Source organism: Clostridium sp. CTA-6, assembly GCF_054768115.1.
On sequence record NZ_BAAAAU010000009.1, the window covers coordinates 87,976 to 104,488 of the forward strand.

Below are 16,513 nucleotides of genomic sequence, written 5' to 3' on the forward strand. Positions count from 1 at the left end.
CTTTTTTATTTTATCTTTTCTATTAATTTTTTTATATCCTCTGGTAAACTACATTGTAATTTTAAAATATTTCCTGTTCTAGGATGTGGAAATTCTAATTTATAAGCGTGTAGGGCTTGCCTTTCTATGTATTCTTTCTCTTCTTCTCCCATTCCATATAAGGAATCCCCATAAAGATGATGCCCTAAATGAGACATATGTACTCTAATTTGATGAGTCCTTCCCGTTTCTAATTCTAACTTAACTACACTACCTTTAGATAATTCTTCTAAAACCTCATATGTAGTTATACTTTCTTGTCCTCTCTCATCTACTATTCTTTTAATAGATTCATTTTCTTCTTTATATATAGGTAAATTAATCCTTCCCTCTTTTTCTTTCATACTTCCATGCACTACTGCTATATATATTTTCCTAAAACTATCTTTACTCATGTCTGAAGCTAATCTCATATGTGAAAACTGATTTTTAGCTACTATTACTAACCCAGATGTATCTCTATCTAATCTATTAACTAATCTTACTATAGATCTTTCTCCCTTTTTCTTAAAATGATATAATATTCCATTAGATAAAGTTCCTGTAGGGTGACTTTTAGTAGGATGTACTACTATACCAGGTTTTTTGTTTATAACTATAATGTCACTATCTTCATACACTATTTCTATATTTATATCTTCTGGCTCTATATTTTGATGCTCATCTTCTTGCATATAAATTTCTATTAAATCATCCTGTGACAATTTGTGCTTCTTTATTACTTTTTCCCCATTCACAAAAATTCTTCCATCCCTAACAGCTTTCCTAACAAATCTTCCTGATAAATTTTCTATTTCTTTTAAATAATCTTTTATATCAATATTGTGATTTATTTCTTTAACTACAAAAATTAATTTATTATTCATTAATTTTTCTCCTTTTAAGTCCTATAATAATATTTTACTATAGTATTATAACATCAAAGTAAAAGAAAATCATACATTGCTATAAATGCAAATCTTTCTTACTAATAATTTATAACATCTATTTTTCTTTTAAGTAAACTTTTTATTAGCGAATTATAAAACACTGTAGCCATACTCGCTAATTAAAGATTTTATCAATCTCTATAAAAAAAATGAAGGGAAAAACTCCCTTCATTTTATGTATGCTATATCATAGCCACTAATTCTATTTCTACTAAAGCATCTTTTGGTAATTTACCAACTTGCACACAAGATCTTGCAGGTGGATTTTCTTTAAAATATTTTGCATACACTTCATTTACTGCTGCAAAATCATTCATATCTTTTAAGAAGATAACTGTCTTTACAACCTTCTCAAAAGAAGTTCCTGCTTCTTCTAAAACAGCTTTTAAGTTTTCCATAGATCTTTCTGTTGCTTTTGTAATATCATCAGAAATTAATTCTCCTGTTGCTGGATCTAGTGGAATTTGTCCTGAAGTAAATAATAAATCTCCTATTTTTATAGCCTGTGAATATGCGCCTAATGCTGCTGGAGCTTTTTTTGTACTTATAACTACTTTTTCCATAAAATAATCCTCCTCTTAATTCCTATTATTAGCAAAATCTTTTCCTAATAATATTATTATATCAAAGTTTTCATCTGATTGGATATTTTTCTCTATATTTGGAATATTTAAATAATTCTCTATTTCTCCTGTAGATATAGAACTATCTTTTTTTAGACGAACTTTTGTGAAATCTCTTCTTTCTCCATTACCTGTAACAATATTACTATATCCCATTTCTTTTAACTTTCTTTCGCAATCAGCAGCCAAACCATTAACTTTTGTACCATTTAATACTTTAATTTTAATTTCACTTTTATCTATCTCCGTATTGTTATCCTTTTGTGATGTTCCTCCTGCTTTTAAAGTATATACTATATCTCTATTTTTTTCTCTATCATATATAAAATACGAAACATTACCTATATATTTAGCTTCACCTTGAAGAGTAATCATGTTAATGCTAGATTTATCCCCTTTAGTTACAGCATACCCGTATTTAATTATTTCTTCTGGAGACATGTCTGTTTCCACATAATCTGGTATAGTGCTTAATATATTTGGAATTTTAGGTATTATACTTGGGCTTTTGACTTTTTCCACTACCTTTGATATAAATTTATGTTGATTTTCTATTCTACCTAAATCTCCATCTGCAAAACCTGTGCCATTATTATTTTTTCTCCATCTAAAAAATTCTTCTGCCTTTTTTCCATCTAAATGCACTGTAGTACCCTTTTGAAAATGTATGTGTAAATTTTGAGATGGATCATCATAATTCATATTTCTTGTTATATCCATCTCTACTCCGCCTATAGCATCTATAACCTTTCTAAATCCTTCATAATCTATCTTAGCATAGTTATTTATTTCTATGCCTAAAAGGTTTTCTACAGCTGCTATAGAACCGTTTACTCCATTTATAGCATGAGCTGAATTTATTTTTATTTTTTTGCCATTCATAGTTACACGAGTATCCCTTGGCACGGAAACCATATTTATATTTTTAGTTTTAGGATTATAATTAACTACAAGCATAGTATCTGTTCTTTTAGGGTCTGATGCTTCTTTAGAACCAGGATCTCCAATATCCACACCCATTACAAGTATATTTACAGGTTCTCCTGCTTCTGCTTTCTTAGTATTTATTTTACCCTCTCCTAATTTTGAATTATTAGTAAATCCCAAAAGGTAAAAATAACCTAATATTCCTAATAGTATAATAAAAGAAAAGAGTATAATGATAATTTTTAAACTTCTACTTTTTTTTCTTTTACTAGCCTTTTTTTTCTTTTTAATATCATTCCCCATAACATTTCACCTACAATTTATCATTTACTAAGCAATTTCTAGCTATCACTGTATTGATATGTAACAGTTCTCCTTTGCCAACCACATATTGTATTGTTGAATTTAAAGACTCTATCATAGCTTTGTCTATATCTATTAATGCTAATTTTCTTAATTTTTCAACTCCATTAAATTCCCTTAATGGTTCTATTATGTCTGCTAAATAAATAATTTTTTCTAACATGCTCATATTATTTCTTCCTGTAGTATGATATTCTACTGCATTTAATATATCTATATCCTCTATACCCATTTTTTCTCTCATTATTATTGTTGCCACTAATCCATGAGTTATTTGTAAATTTTTTAATGAAATCCAATCTAAATTTATATTATGTTCTTTTATCATATTTAATAATTCATTATCACTCATATTTTTAGCACAATCATGACATAAAGCTGCTATTTTAGCCTTATATACATCAATGTTATATTTTTCTGCTAATTTTATAGCTGTTTCTTTTACACTTATTACATGATTATATCTATCTTCTTTTAAATTTTCTTTTAAATATGCATGGATTTGTTCCTCAGTCCACATATTTTACCCCTCCCCAAAGAAAATAATTAACACATAAATTAAATTTATGCATAAATATAATTATAATTTAATATTAAACCTATTATTTATATAAATTATTTTTAAGAATAAATTTATAAACCTCATCTGGTATATAAAAACTTACTTCTTTTCTTTCTTTTATACGATTTCTTATTTTTGTAGAAGATATATCTAATATAGAAGCATCCATAAATAATATTTTTTTCCCATATTTCGCCAATATGGATTTTTTCTTTTTTATTATTTCTTCCCTTTTTTTAAATCCTTCTCTGCTAAATATAACAAAGTTACACATATTAAGTATTTCATTTATATGTTTCCAATGTTCTAAATAGGATAAACAATCTTCACCAGTTATAAAATACCAGTTTGTTTCCGGTTCCTTTTCTTTAAAATGTTTTAAAGTTTTGTATGTATAGCTTAGACCTTCTGCTTTTATTTCAAAATCACTTATACTAAATCTTCTTTCTTTTTCTATTGCAATCTTAACCATTTCATATCTTATATAGGCTGGTGTCTTTTTTAAGTTTATCTTGTGTGGCGGATTTCCTGCTGGCATAAATATAACCTCTTGTAAATTAAATCTTTCAAGAGCTTCATAGGCTACATTTATGTGCGCATTATGAATAGGATCAAAGGTGCCTCCAAGTATAGCTTTATTAATCATAGAAACGCCCCCATTATTATGAACTACTTATAATTATTAACTACCTAATACTCAATGATAAATATTCAATGATTATTGAGTATTTTTTTGTATATAGAGTATAGGTAGCTAAAATTAGTTTTAGAACTAATTAACTTATTGTGGTAATTCTATTTTAGGTTTCTTTTTTGATTTTCTATATAAGACCACTTTACTCCCTATACATTGTATCCCTTCACAATTTAATTCCTCACATATTTCACTTGAAGCTTCTTTTGCTGTATAAAAACTGTTTTTTAGAACAGATATCTTTATTAATTCTCTAGCTTCTAATGCATCATCTATTTGTTTTAATAAATTATCATTTAATCCATCTTTACCTACTTGAAATATAGCATCCATTTTATTAGCTAAAGATCTTAAATAGCTTCTCTGTTTTGTTGTTATCATTATTGTATTCCTCCTAAAGCCATATATTATAATAAAAAGTCAAATTCAAAGTCATTTAATCGTACAACATCACCATCTTCAATGCCCATTTTCATTAATTCTTCCATTACGCCTTTATTTTTAAGTACTTTATGAAAATATCTTAAATCATCTGGATCATTTACATTAACTGCATTTAAAAGTCTATCTACAAAACTTCCTTCTACAATATAAGTGTTGTCTTCTTTTCTTATAGAGTATGTAAATCTCTTTTCTTCTTCCACAAATCTATCTTCTGCTGATATTTCTAGCTCTGTAACAGGTATAGTACTTAAAAGTCTTGCAGCTTCCTTCATAAGGTCATCTACCCCTTGTTTTGTAGCTGCTGATATCTTAAGCACCTTATTATAACCAAGTTTTTCTATTTTTGTTTTAAATTCTTCAAACTTTTCTTCATCAAATAACATATCAGATTTATTAGCAGCTATTATTTGAGGTCTATCATAAAGCTTTACACTATATCTTTTTAGTTCTTCATTTATCTTTAAAAAATCATCATAAGGATCTCTCCCCTCTACAGAAGATATGTCTATTACATGAATTAATACTCTTGTTCTTTCTACATGTCTTAAAAAATCTAATCCTAACCCTACTCCTTCTGAAGCACCTTCAATTATTCCTGGTATATCTGCAATTACAAAATTAGTCACACCTTCAATACTTACCACACCTAAATTAGGTTTTAATGTAGTAAAATGATAGTTAGCTATTTTAGGTCTAGCTTTAGATACTACTGACAACAAAGTAGATTTTCCTACATTAGGAAATCCTATAAGACCTACATCTGCTAAGAGCTTTAATTCAAGCCTAATCCATCTTTCTTCCTCTGGCATACCTGGTTCTGCAAAATCTGGTGCCTGTCTTGTAGGTGTTGTAAATCTACAATTACCTTTACCACCTCTTCCACCTTTAGCAACCACATAAGAATCCTCTGGCTTTGATAAATCTGCCATTATTTTGTCTGTTTCTGCATCTCTCACTATAGTTCCCATAGGAACTTTTATATAAAGATCTTTTCCATTTTTACCAAAACATTTTGACCCAGCCCCATTTCCACCTGGTTCTGCTTTGTATTTTCTTTTATAAGTAAAATCTAAAAGAGTTGTCATATTAGGGTCTACTACTAGTACTACATTGCCGCCTTTACCACCATCTCCACCGTCTGGTCCTCCAAAAGCTATATATTTTTCCCTTCTAAAAGAGATGGATCCATCTCCTCCCTTTCCTGATTTTACAAAAATTTTGGCTGTATCTATAAACAAAGTTTTTCACTCCTCTTTATTTCGATAATTAATATATAATATTTTTTATAAAATTTAGCTATACTAATTTAAAGATATAGTCAATTGTGTTAATTCTATAATTTTTATCATATTATTTATCAGAAAATTTTATATTTATATTAACATAAATGTTGTTTTCTTAATTTAAAATCAATTATTATTATATCTTATTTTATGCATATAAATATTATTTTATAAAATATTTATATATTTTTAATGATTTATATAATTATTTTTTTAATTATTTTATTTTTTAACTATAAGAGGTAAAGTATGTATTATAATAGTGAACCTTTTCCTAAATAAAAAATTATTTAATTGAATCCTAAAAAAGCACCCTTTATAAGGGTGCTTTTAATTATTCAGCTACTACTTCTTCAACTTCTACTGGATATACACTAGCTTTTTTCTTATCTCTTCCAAGTCTTTCGTATTTTACTACACCGTCGATTTTAGCAAATAATGTATCATCTCCACCTCTTCCAACGTTTAGACCTGGATGGATTTTTGTTCCTCTTTGTCTAACTAATATGTTTCCAGCTAAAACGAATTGTCCGTCAGAGCATTTTACTCCTAATCTTTTAGCTTCACTATCTCTTCCGTTCTTTGAACTACCTACCCCTTTTTTATGAGCAAATAGTTGAAGGTTCATTACTAACATGACTACACCTCCTCCATTGTAAGTTTTATATATTCACCATAATTAAATTCTATACTTTTTAATCCTAACAACATAGTATTCATAAGCACTTGGCATTTATGTATGTCTTCTTTAATACAGGATCTTAAATCTATACTTAAAAAGCCATCTTCCTCTTTTATCAAAGGATTAATTTTTAATACTTCTGTTATACCATTAGCTATTGTAATTGATATAGCAGATATAGCAGAACATACCATGTCATACCCTTGGTCTGTAGACTCTGCATGACCACTCATTTTAACTAATACTATATCATTATTTTCTTTTTTTAATACTACATTAACCATAATTATGCGTTAATTTTTTCTATTTGGATTTTTGTATATGGTTGTCTGTGACCTTGTTTCTTTCTGTAGTCTTTCTTTGGTTTGTATTTGAATACAACAACTTTTTTAGCTTTTCCTTGTGCTAATACTTTAGCTGTAACTTTAGCACCTTCTACCATTGGTTTTCCAACGACAGTTTCTCCGTTGTCTTTTCCTACTAAAAGAACATTGTCTAATTCTACTGTTGAATCAACATCAGCTGTTAATTTTTCAACATATAGTACATCTCCTTCAGCAACTTTATATTGCTTTCCTCCAGTAACTACAACTGCGTACATTAAAAACACCTCCTCATTCCAGTCTCGCCAATTAAGGTACATGAAAACCATGTTTAATACCTTTTCTGAGCGGTCTACAAAAGCCATTTTACCACAGTAACCCTGCTTTGTAAAGAAATTTTATTAATAAATCTTAAGGTCTTCCACATCTTTTATTTGATTTTTAAATATTAATGGTTCTACCTTATACTGATTTTCAGCATCTATATAATTTATATAAATATTTTTTTCTAAAGCTTCAACTTCTGATATGAATTGTATTCTATTTTTATCTATATAATCTTTATATCTTTTATTTAGTTCTATATATATATCCTTTATCTCTCTCATATTTAAAATATTTATTATTTCATTTCTAATTAATAGCTTCATATAACTAAAACTAACTATAGAACCTTTTCCACTACAACATTTACAAGGCTGCTCTATATAATCATATATGGTTTTACCTTGTCTTTTTCTAGCTATTTGAACCAAATTTAATTCGGTAAAGGGATAAACAACAGATTTATTTTTATCTCTTTTTAGTCCTTGTTTTAGTTTATCTAAGACTTTTTCTTTAAGATTTTCATTATTCATATCTATAAAATCTATTACAATAATCCCATTTAAATTTCTAAGTATAATTTGATTACAAATTTCATCCGCAGCTTCCATATTAGTAGTAAAAATAGTTTTCTCCATGGAATTGCCCTTTACATTTTTACCAGAGTTAACGTCCACCACATACATTGCTTCAGTTTTATCTATTATAATATAGCCTCCACAATCTAAATAAACTTTTTTATTTCTAAGGGAAAGTATTTCTTTTTCTATAGCATAATAATCTAAAAGATTTCTTTCTCCCTCATAAATATTTAGCTTTATATTGTTTTCTCCGTATTCCTTTAAAAACTCACTTACATAAACATAATCTTCTCTAGAATTTAAATAGATCTTTGATATATTATCAGTTAATTTATCTCTTAGTATTTTGCCTACTATTCCTCCGTTTTGAAATAGAAGTCCTGTATTCATTTTATAGTTAGATTTTTCTATTAATGAACTGTATACATCAGATAACCTTCTTATTTCATCATTTATATTTTCTATACTTGCATTTATGGCTTCCGTTCTTATTAAAATTCCTACCTCTTTAGGCTTTACTATATTATTCTGTATTTCTCTTTTTATTTTTTCATCTTTTATTTTATGAGAAAATGTAATTTCATTATTTAAAATTTGAAGGACTGTATATCTGCCGGGTATAGTTATAGCATTAGTTACTTTAGGGCCTTTTTTATTTAAGTCCTCTTTAACTACTTCTACTAAAATATAGTCCCCTTTTTTTATATGGGTATTATTAAATTTTTTATCTAAATAAAGATAGGCATTTTTGTTCCAACCTATATCTACAAAAGCACTCTTTATAGCAGGAATTATATTTTTAACCATACCTACATATATTTCTCCAACTTGAGGAGATTTATTATCTTCTTCTATAAATAATTCTTTTATGTGATTATTTTCTCTTAAAACTATCCTTACATTTTCCCTTTGCCTTTCTATAAATATTTCTTTCACTTTAAAGGCACTTCCCTTCTTTAAATAAAGAAAATAATTTATCCGATGACTATTCGCTCTAATACTCCCATCTTCTTTAAAGTGGGAGCAAAGAGCGACTACGCCCCTGGATAACGATTTCTAAGCTTTAAAGGGAGTAAAAATCCCCTCTGAAGCTAAGAACTCTGTTTATACATACATAGCATAATCAGAAAGAGCTACTAATTTGTTTTCATATTCTCCGTATATTTCTTGTCTTTCTATATCTACAAAACTATTTTCTTTTATATCAGATGTATTTTCCTTTATAAATTGGGCTAAAAGATCTGCAGAAAGATTTTGTATACTTCCACAACTTACCAAAACATTTATTTTTAATAAATTACTTTCTATAGAATAATCTATATTTTTAATCATAGGTCTTATATTTACATTTTTACTTCCCTTTTTACCTTTTTTAATTATATCCCAATTATCCATATTTAATAATGTTTTTAACTCATCTTTTAACTTTTCCGTATTTTTATATTTTATTTCTATTATATATTTTGCTGCTGCTACTGCTGCCATAGACTTAAATACTTTTTTATTTGTACCCTCTTTTAATTTTACAGCTTTAAAATATTTTATACCTGAAGGAGCAGTATTATTTAATTTATCTATAATTATGTCCTCATCCTCATCTTCTATAAATGATACATCTAAATACTCTCCTTTAGAGTAAAGTCCTACTGCTAAAGGTTGTGCTAAAGACATAATTATATGAGGATTGAATCCCTTTGAATACTCTACAGGTAATCCACTTCTTTTAAAGTTTCTTTGTAGAGTTCTTTGAAGGTCTAAATGAGATACAAATTTTATATTACCTTCCTTTGAAAACTTAATTAAATATCGCACCTTCAAAACACTCTCCTTCTAAATTAACATTTACTCCACAGTTTTTGCAGCCCTGTCTACAATCTGGAGTTACTTCTGCCTTTTTAGCTCTTTCGTTTTCTCTCATTAAAAACTCCTTTGAAACTCCCGTATCTACAAAATCCCAAGGAAGTATTTCATCATATTCTCTTTGTCTATAAGCATAGAAATCTCCATCTACATTACATTCTTCCAAGGCTTCTTTCCATATATTAAAGTCAAAGTATTGATTCCAACCATCAAATCTAGCGCCTTTTTCAAAAGCTTTTATTAAAACATCACAAAGTCTTCTATCTCCTCTTGCAAATATAGCTTCCATATAACTTACTAAGGATTCATGCCAGTTATAGGTTATTTGTTTACTTTTTATATTTCCTCTTAAGGCTTCTATTTTCTTTCTCACTTCCTCCATGGTATCCTGTGGTGCCCATTGAAATGGAGTAAATGGTTTTGGTACAAAAATAGATGTACTTACAGTAACCTTAAGCCCTTTTTTTCTTATTTCCTTCGGAACTTCATAATATTTTCCCACAACCTTTTGACCTAACTCTGCTATCCCCATAACATCCTCTAGAGTTTCATAAGGCAATCCTAACATAAAGTATAATTTTATAGTAGACCATCCTGCTTCAAAAGCACTTTTCACTGAAGTCATTAAATTCTCTTCTGTTACACCCTTATTTATAACATCTCTCATTCTTTGACTTCCTGCTTCTGGTGCAAAAGTAAGTCCTGTTTTTCTAACCTTTTGTATTTCTTTTATTAAATCTACTGAAAAAGAATCTATTCTTAAGGAAGGTAATGTTACCCCTACTTTACCTTCTTTATGTCTTTCCACCATTGAAAATACAAGGTTTTGTATATCTGAATAGTCACATATACTTAAAGATGACAGTGTTATTTCATCATATCCTGTATTTTTTATTAATTTATCAGATAGTTCTAACAATGCTTCTGTTTTCTTTTCTCTTACAGGTCTATATATCATTCCAGCTTGACAAAATCTACAGCCTCTTGTACATCCTCTAAAAGTTTCTAAAACTATTCTATCATGAACTATATCAGTATAAGGCACAACAAACTTATCTGGATAAACTACATCATTTATATTATTAACAATAACTTTTTTTACTTTTTTAGGAACATCATCATATATAGGTTTAAATTCTTTTATAGTATTGTCTTCTTTATAAGTAACTTCATAAAGAGAAGGTATATATACACCTCTTATTTTAGATGCTTTCCTTAGGAATTCCTTTTTCTTTCCCTTGCCCTTATATTTTTTATATAAATCTAATATCTTACTATTTAATTCTTCCCCTTCTCCTAAAACAAACATATCTGCTATATTATAAAGTGGTTCAGGGTTGTAGGCACAAGGTCCTCCGCACATTACTATTGGTTCCTCTTCTCCTCTTTCTGAAGCTTTTATAGTAACTCCTGCTAAATCTAACATATTTAATATATTAGTATAACTCATTTCATATTGAAGGGTAAATCCTATAAAATCAAAATCCTTTATAGGATCTTTACTTTCCAAACCATATAGTGAAATGTTTTCTTCTCTCATTATTTTTTCCATATCTGGCCAAGGTGCAAAAACCCTTTCGCAGAAAGTATCTTTTCTTTCATTTAATATGTAATAAAGTATTTTCATACCTAAATGAGACATTCCAACTTCATAAACATCTGGAAAACAAAATGCATATCTTATGTCTATATCCTTTAAATCTTTATTATAAGAATTTAATTCTCCTCCTATATATCTGGCAGGTTTTTCTACTCTGAATAGTACATCATCTGATATTCTGTTCATCAAACTTCCTCCTCATGGTTTATCACATTATTACATTTTAACACATAAGCATGAATAAAAACAATTACAAAAGAATCCATTGTATTATCCATGCTTATAAAAACCTTCTTATTTATTTTTTACTTTTTATATTAATAAATTCACCTATTTTTATATTACCATAGTTTTTTAAAGCTTCTAATATTTCATTTTCATATAAGGTATCTAATATTTTCATATTTTCGTCTAGCACTGTAAATATATAATATTTATTCTTATCTATAAGTGAAAGTGTTTGTAATAAAGTATTATTACAATAAACAGACACATTTTGATTTTCAATGTATCCTCTCTTTATAAATTTAAATCGCTTTTTAACTATATGTCTCATAATAATATAAGCTACCCTTTCCTTTTCCTTTAAAGAAAACCCTGTTATAAATAAGGATATTATACCTAAATTAAAATTATTATAGCCTTTCATAAATAAAAAAATATATAATACCATAAAAAAAACACTTATACCAATACTAATATTTATAGTTATTTCATTTGCTCTTCTATAAAAGGTTTTAAAACATAATAAATCTCTTAGTATTCTTCCACCGTCTAGAGGAAGGGCTGGCATAAGATTAAACACACCTATTATCAAATTACTTTTGTATAATAAATACAAACTATTATTATTATACACTCTATGAGCTATACAAAAAATTATTGCAAAAAAAATATTAGCTATTGGAGCAGATAATGATATTAATAAATCTTCTTTAAAGTTAGCATTTTCTAGTTTATCTAATTTTAAGGATAATCCCAAAGGATAAATTTCTATATTAAATCCTGTAAATCCTAAATATCTAGCTGTTATATAATGAATTAGTTCATGAACAAAAACAACACCAATAGATAATAAAAAACTTCCTTTGTAACCTAAATAAAATAAAAATATCACATAGGGAACAAAATATTTATTTATTTTTACCATATTTGCCTCTTAAAAATTGCTTACATCTACTACAGTATTCACTATACATTACTTTTATTCTTTTATATTAGTAAAATAATCTTGAGGGTTTTTGTTCTCTCCCATATAAATTATTTCAAAATGAAGATGAGCTCCTGTACTTTTCCCAGTACTACCACTTTCACCTATAGTTTTTCCTTTTTTAACCTCTTCCCCCTTTTTTACTTTTATTTTATTTAAATGCCCATACTTAGTTTCTATGCCTTGTCCATGATCTAAGAGTATATATTTACCTAGCTCCTTATCTTCTCCGCACTCCTTTACTGTTCCACTAAAACTTGCTAATACTTCTGTATTTTCTTTAGCATCTATATCTATCCCTTTATGAAAAGCCTTCTTTTTATTTACAGGATCTTCTCTTTCCCCATACTTAGAAGTTAATTTACCACTTACAGGTAATACAAAGTCATCACTTATTAACCCTTCTACAGTCTTTTCCCCTGTAACCTTTGATTTAAAAGTATCTATATATTTTAAAATTTTATCTTCTACCAAATTTGCATCTAAGTTTTTAGCCTTATTAATTACTTTTTTATAATCATAATTTTCATTAACTATTTTTTTAGAGTAATTATACACCATCTGAGTTTTAGGATTGGAAAAAGCTTTTAAACCTAGCACAAATATCAATAATAAAAATACTCCTATCAAATCTCTTATAATACGCTTTTGAAAAAATTTCATATTAGAACTTTCTTTTCTATTATTCCATTGTCCATACATATAATTATTGTTCTTTAAATTAGTAGTTTTTCTATTTTTTAATGAATTATAATATTCTTCGTATTGAGAATTGTACAATCTAACCACTCCTATAATACTTTTATATTCTTATTTATATTGAATTCTTTATCTATTTATTACTTTAAAAATTCTCTACAAATAACAAAATCATATATTATTAAAAATCCTAAGTTTTTGAAACAGAATTTTTAACAATATATGACTTTTAATTCTTAAGAAGGTTAAATCTTATATCATTTATATACCTTTAAAAATTTATTTTCTTTCTTCTCATATTTATATTTAACACTAAGGCTAAGGCTAAGAAATTATTCAATGACGAACTTCCTCCATAACTCATAAACGGAAGAGTTATACCTGTTATAGGTGCTAGCCCTATAGTCATTCCGATATTTTGAAGGATTGAGAACATAAATGAAGCCGTTACGCCAATAGTAACCATTGATCCGAATATATCTTTAGAATTCTTTGCAGTTTTTATAAATTTATATATTAATATACCGTAAAGTACCAATAAAACTGTAGCTCCTATAAATCCCCATTCTTCTCCTACCACAGAAAAAATAAAATCTGTATGAGCTTCTGGAATATATCCACCTGATATCTGTGTTCCTTTTAAAAATCCCTTTCCTAAAAAACCCCCAGACCCTATGCCTATTTTCGATTGCACAAGTTGAAGACCCGTGTTTAATTCATCTGCTTCAGGATGTAAAAACGAAGTAAGCCTATTTTTCCAATATTGTTGCATTAAAGGAGAGTTCCAAATAATAGCTACTAACCCAGTTAGCCCAGCAAGCCCTCCTAATATTACTTTTCCGTCTAATCCTGCTACAAAAAACATACCTAACACAGTAAAAAAGAACACCATAATCATACCCATATCCGGCTGAACTACAAGCAATATCATAGGTATTACAACATAAAAAGCTAAGGTTAAAAAGTTTCTTAAATTATTTATTTCCCCTTCCATATCATCTAACTTTTTAGCTAATATTATAATTAAAGCTATCTTAGCAAATTCTGAAGGTTGTATAGATATAGGTCCTATTTCCATCCAAGAACTTGCTCCATTAACTGTTTTTTTAAGTACTGTATCATTTAAAATAAGTAAAAATATAGTAAACCAATAAAATATTTCAGCATAATTTTCAATAATAATATAGTCAAATATTAGAACTACATAAATTATAATAAGACCTACAACTAACCAAATTAATTGTTTTTTTAAAAAATATATATCATATTGCGTATGAGTAGCACTATATATATTTAAAGCACTAAAAATCATTATTGATACAGAAATTATAATCATGCTATAATCTAACTCTTTTAAGAGTTTTCTATTTATAAAAAATTTATCAAACATTTTATCCCCCCTTAATTACAAATATGATTATACCACATCATATACAAAAAGCTATGTACAAATTTATACATAGCTAAAAAAATTTCTTAATTTTTTATTTATTTTTTCTTTATTCTCTTTATTGGAATACTAGCTATTAACGCTGGAGACATACCTTCTATTTCTTCTACACTACTCATTTTTATATCCACATCTTCATCATCTATCTCTATGTATTTAGATATTACCTTTAACATATCTTCTCTTATGGATTCTAAAACTTCTGGAGATATAGAGTTTCTATCTTGTATCAATATAAGTTTAAGTCTTTCCTTAGCTACATCCTTTGATGATTGTTTTGAAAAAAACTTAAATAAATCCATTATCCTATCACTCCTACTTTAATCCAAATAATTTTTTAAAGGATTTAAAAAAACCCTGTTCTTTGCTTCTTAAATCCATTATAGGTACTTCTTCTCCAGTAATCCTTTTGGCAATATTTCTAAAAGCCTGTCCTGCTAAAGCTCCATTATCCAAAACTATAGGTTCGCCTTTATTTGTAGCTATAGTTATACCTCTATCGTCCGGCACTACCCCTATAAGCTTTATAGCTAAACTATCAATTATATCTTCAATATCTAACATATCTCCGCTTTGTGTCATTTCATAATTTAATCTATTTACTATGAGCTGATGGTTATCTATCCCCTTAGCATCTAATTTTCCTATAACTCTATCTGCATCTCTTACAGATGTTACTTCTGGATTTACAACTACTAAAGCTCTATTTGCTCCAGCTATAGAACTTTCAAATCCTCTTTCTATACCTGCTGGGCAATCCAAAATTACATAATCAAATTCCTGTTTTAAATCATTGACTATCTTTAGCATGTCATCTACATTAACATCTTCTTTATCTCTTGTTTGTGCTGTTGGCAATAAATATAGACTACTTAACCTTTTATCCTTTATCAATGCTTGCTTTAACTTACATCTTTCTTCTATTACATCTAATAAAGTAAATACTATTCTATTTTCAAGACCCATTAAAACATCAAGGTTTCTTAATCCTGTATCTCCATCTATAACGACTACTTTTTTATCCATTGCAGCTAGAGCTGTAGATATATTAGCTGATGTGGTTGTTTTTCCTACTCCACCTTTACCAGAGGTAACAACTATTACTTCTCCCATTTTTTGTCCTCCTTAATTTATATAAATTTGTCCGGTAGATATGGTTCTACCACTATTATGTTTGATTTAATCTTTGCAACTTCTGGATATTGAGGTTTTACATTATCTTCTGGTGATCTAGTCATAACATTTGCTATTTGAAGTATGGAAGGTTGTAGATAAAATGCTGCCACTATGGCCTTATGATTTCCTGTGAATCCAGCATGCACATGGCCCCTTAAGGCTCCTAAAACTATCACATTACCAGCTGCATATATCTCTGCACCAGAATTAACATCCCCAATTATAACTAAATTTCCATTATATCGTACTACTTGTCCTCCTCTTACAGTTCTTCTTATAAATTTTGTTCTTCCTTCATATATGCCACTAAAGGGTTTATTGGATCGATCTTCCTTATCCTCAAATATACAGTCTTTTATCATAAATTCTTCAAAAAGAACATCTTTGAGTCTTCTTAAATTCTTTTCGTTTATAAGTTTTAATTCTGTAGATATTTTTAAGGTAGATCCCTTATAAAATTGTTTTCCATGAGACAACTTTTTTATTAACGAATTAATCATATCATTAAAATCTCTAAATTTATTCATATTAATTATTACAACAAGACCTTCTTTGTTACCTTTTATCACTATATTGTCTTCCAAAATAAAAACCTCCAAAGTAGCTATAAAAAACACTATCTTAATTTATATTTCCACATTTTTTTATTAATTCCTTCTGTTTATTATACTTTTATTTATTTAATATTTACCATTCTAAAATATCCACACTATCTATTATATAAAATAATTTATAGTGTGGATA

The 16,513-nt window shown here is 27.8% G+C and carries 19 protein-coding genes; all 19 read right to left on the reverse strand.

The window, feature by feature from the left end; all coding sequences use genetic code 11:
• Window positions 1-5 precede the first annotated feature (5 nt).
• Window positions 6-905 (reverse strand): RluA family pseudouridine synthase, encoded by a 900-nt coding sequence (locus ACYUDJ_RS14700; RefSeq protein WP_043032244.1) that lies wholly within the window; start codon window positions 903-905, stop codon window positions 6-8.
• A gap of 245 nt (window positions 906-1,150) precedes the next feature.
• Window positions 1,151-1,531 carry a RidA family protein gene (locus ACYUDJ_RS14705; protein ID WP_003483933.1) on the reverse strand — a complete coding sequence of 127 codons (381 nt, stop codon included), beginning with the start codon at window positions 1,529-1,531 and terminating at the stop codon, window positions 1,151-1,153.
• Between the two features lie 15 nt (window positions 1,532-1,546).
• Complete coding sequence (locus ACYUDJ_RS14710) at window positions 1,547-2,821, reverse strand: LCP family protein (protein WP_043032245.1); 1,275 nt, start codon at window positions 2,819-2,821, stop codon at window positions 1,547-1,549.
• A 10-nt stretch (window positions 2,822-2,831) separates the two neighbouring features.
• Window positions 2,832-3,401 carry a bis(5'-nucleosyl)-tetraphosphatase (symmetrical) YqeK gene (gene yqeK / locus ACYUDJ_RS14715; protein ID WP_003483930.1) on the reverse strand — a complete coding sequence of 190 codons (570 nt, stop codon included), beginning with the start codon at window positions 3,399-3,401 and terminating at the stop codon, window positions 2,832-2,834.
• Window positions 3,402-3,483: 82 nt separating this feature from the next.
• Window positions 3,484-4,089: a nicotinate-nucleotide adenylyltransferase gene (nadD, locus tag ACYUDJ_RS14720; RefSeq protein WP_003483921.1), complete on the reverse strand. Its 606-nt coding sequence runs from the start codon at window positions 4,087-4,089 to the stop codon at window positions 3,484-3,486.
• A gap of 135 nt (window positions 4,090-4,224) precedes the next feature.
• Complete coding sequence (yhbY, locus tag ACYUDJ_RS14725) at window positions 4,225-4,518, reverse strand: ribosome assembly RNA-binding protein YhbY (RefSeq protein ID WP_003483919.1); 294 nt, start codon at window positions 4,516-4,518, stop codon at window positions 4,225-4,227.
• Between the two features lie 26 nt (window positions 4,519-4,544).
• Window positions 4,545-5,819 carry a GTPase ObgE gene (gene obgE, locus ACYUDJ_RS14730; RefSeq protein ID WP_003483917.1) on the reverse strand — a complete coding sequence of 425 codons (1,275 nt, stop codon included), beginning with the start codon at window positions 5,817-5,819 and terminating at the stop codon, window positions 4,545-4,547.
• A 379-nt stretch (window positions 5,820-6,198) separates the two neighbouring features.
• Window positions 6,199-6,501: a 50S ribosomal protein L27 gene (rpmA, locus tag ACYUDJ_RS14735; protein WP_003357774.1), complete on the reverse strand. Its 303-nt coding sequence runs from the start codon at window positions 6,499-6,501 to the stop codon at window positions 6,199-6,201.
• 2 nt (window positions 6,502-6,503) lie between these two features.
• Window positions 6,504-6,830, reverse strand: coding sequence for a ribosomal-processing cysteine protease Prp (locus tag ACYUDJ_RS14740; RefSeq protein ID WP_003483915.1), 327 nt, complete (start codon window positions 6,828-6,830; stop codon window positions 6,504-6,506).
• 2 nt (window positions 6,831-6,832) lie between these two features.
• Window positions 6,833-7,147: a 50S ribosomal protein L21 gene (rplU, locus tag ACYUDJ_RS14745; protein WP_003496805.1), complete on the reverse strand. Its 315-nt coding sequence runs from the start codon at window positions 7,145-7,147 to the stop codon at window positions 6,833-6,835.
• A gap of 123 nt (window positions 7,148-7,270) precedes the next feature.
• Window positions 7,271-8,710: an Rne/Rng family ribonuclease gene (locus ACYUDJ_RS14750; protein ID WP_043032246.1), complete on the reverse strand. Its 1,440-nt coding sequence runs from the start codon at window positions 8,708-8,710 to the stop codon at window positions 7,271-7,273.
• A gap of 168 nt (window positions 8,711-8,878) precedes the next feature.
• On the reverse strand, window positions 8,879-9,592 hold the full coding sequence (locus ACYUDJ_RS14755) for a TIGR03936 family radical SAM-associated protein (protein WP_042384385.1): 714 nt from the start codon (window positions 9,590-9,592) through the stop codon (window positions 8,879-8,881).
• Entirely contained in the window at window positions 9,570-11,420 is a 1,851-nt protein-coding gene (locus ACYUDJ_RS14760; RefSeq protein WP_043032247.1) for a TIGR03960 family B12-binding radical SAM protein, read from the reverse strand. The genes ACYUDJ_RS14755 and ACYUDJ_RS14760 overlap by 23 nt, the downstream gene beginning before the upstream one ends.
• Before the next feature lie 112 nt (window positions 11,421-11,532).
• The gene (locus ACYUDJ_RS14765) at window positions 11,533-12,384 is read right to left on the reverse strand and encodes a M50 family metallopeptidase (RefSeq protein WP_043032248.1); all 852 of its coding nucleotides are present in this window, start codon (window positions 12,382-12,384) and stop codon (window positions 11,533-11,535) included.
• 54 nt (window positions 12,385-12,438) lie between these two features.
• Window positions 12,439-13,224 (reverse strand): M23 family metallopeptidase, encoded by a 786-nt coding sequence (locus ACYUDJ_RS14770; protein WP_043032249.1) that lies wholly within the window; start codon window positions 13,222-13,224, stop codon window positions 12,439-12,441.
• 190 nt (window positions 13,225-13,414) lie between these two features.
• The gene (gene rodA / locus ACYUDJ_RS14775) at window positions 13,415-14,533 is read right to left on the reverse strand and encodes a rod shape-determining protein RodA (protein ID WP_003483901.1); all 1,119 of its coding nucleotides are present in this window, start codon (window positions 14,531-14,533) and stop codon (window positions 13,415-13,417) included.
• A gap of 98 nt (window positions 14,534-14,631) precedes the next feature.
• On the reverse strand, window positions 14,632-14,895 hold the full coding sequence (minE, locus tag ACYUDJ_RS14780; protein ID WP_003483899.1) for a cell division topological specificity factor MinE: 264 nt from the start codon (window positions 14,893-14,895) through the stop codon (window positions 14,632-14,634).
• Window positions 14,896-14,908: 13 nt separating this feature from the next.
• Complete coding sequence (minD, locus tag ACYUDJ_RS14785; RefSeq protein WP_003483897.1) at window positions 14,909-15,706, reverse strand: septum site-determining protein MinD; 798 nt, start codon at window positions 15,704-15,706, stop codon at window positions 14,909-14,911.
• A gap of 17 nt (window positions 15,707-15,723) precedes the next feature.
• Window positions 15,724-16,353 carry a septum site-determining protein MinC gene (gene minC, locus ACYUDJ_RS14790; RefSeq protein WP_080333575.1) on the reverse strand — a complete coding sequence of 210 codons (630 nt, stop codon included), beginning with the start codon at window positions 16,351-16,353 and terminating at the stop codon, window positions 15,724-15,726.
• Between the last annotated feature and the right edge of the window lie 160 nt (window positions 16,354-16,513).

Coding starts and splice junctions, on each gene's coding strand:
- ACYUDJ_RS14700 (WP_043032244.1), bottom strand. CDS start 905: ATGAATAATAAATTAATTTTTGTAGTTAAAGAAATAAATCACAATATT.
- ACYUDJ_RS14705 (WP_003483933.1), bottom strand. CDS start 1,531: ATGGAAAAAGTAGTTATAAGTACAAAAAAAGCTCCAGCAGCATTAGGC.
- ACYUDJ_RS14710 (WP_043032245.1), bottom strand. CDS start 2,821: ATGGGGAATGATATTAAAAAGAAAAAAAAGGCTAGTAAAAGAAAAAAA.
- yqeK (WP_003483930.1), bottom strand. CDS start 3,401: ATGTGGACTGAGGAACAAATCCATGCATATTTAAAAGAAAATTTAAAA.
- nadD (WP_003483921.1), bottom strand. CDS start 4,089: ATGATTAATAAAGCTATACTTGGAGGCACCTTTGATCCTATTCATAAT.
- yhbY (WP_003483919.1), bottom strand. CDS start 4,518: ATGATAACAACAAAACAGAGAAGCTATTTAAGATCTTTAGCTAATAAA.
- rpmA (WP_003357774.1), bottom strand. CDS start 6,501: ATGTTAGTAATGAACCTTCAACTATTTGCTCATAAAAAAGGGGTAGGT.
- ACYUDJ_RS14740 (WP_003483915.1), bottom strand. CDS start 6,830: ATGGTTAATGTAGTATTAAAAAAAGAAAATAATGATATAGTATTAGTT.
- rplU (WP_003496805.1), bottom strand. CDS start 7,147: ATGTACGCAGTTGTAGTTACTGGAGGAAAGCAATATAAAGTTGCTGAA.
- ACYUDJ_RS14760 (WP_043032247.1), bottom strand. CDS start 11,420: ATGAACAGAATATCAGATGATGTACTATTCAGAGTAGAAAAACCTGCC.
- ACYUDJ_RS14765 (WP_043032248.1), bottom strand. CDS start 12,384: ATGGTAAAAATAAATAAATATTTTGTTCCCTATGTGATATTTTTATTT.
- rodA (WP_003483901.1), bottom strand. CDS start 14,533: ATGTTTGATAAATTTTTTATAAATAGAAAACTCTTAAAAGAGTTAGAT.
- minE (WP_003483899.1), bottom strand. CDS start 14,895: ATGGATTTATTTAAGTTTTTTTCAAAACAATCATCAAAGGATGTAGCT.
- minD (WP_003483897.1), bottom strand. CDS start 15,706: ATGGGAGAAGTAATAGTTGTTACCTCTGGTAAAGGTGGAGTAGGAAAA.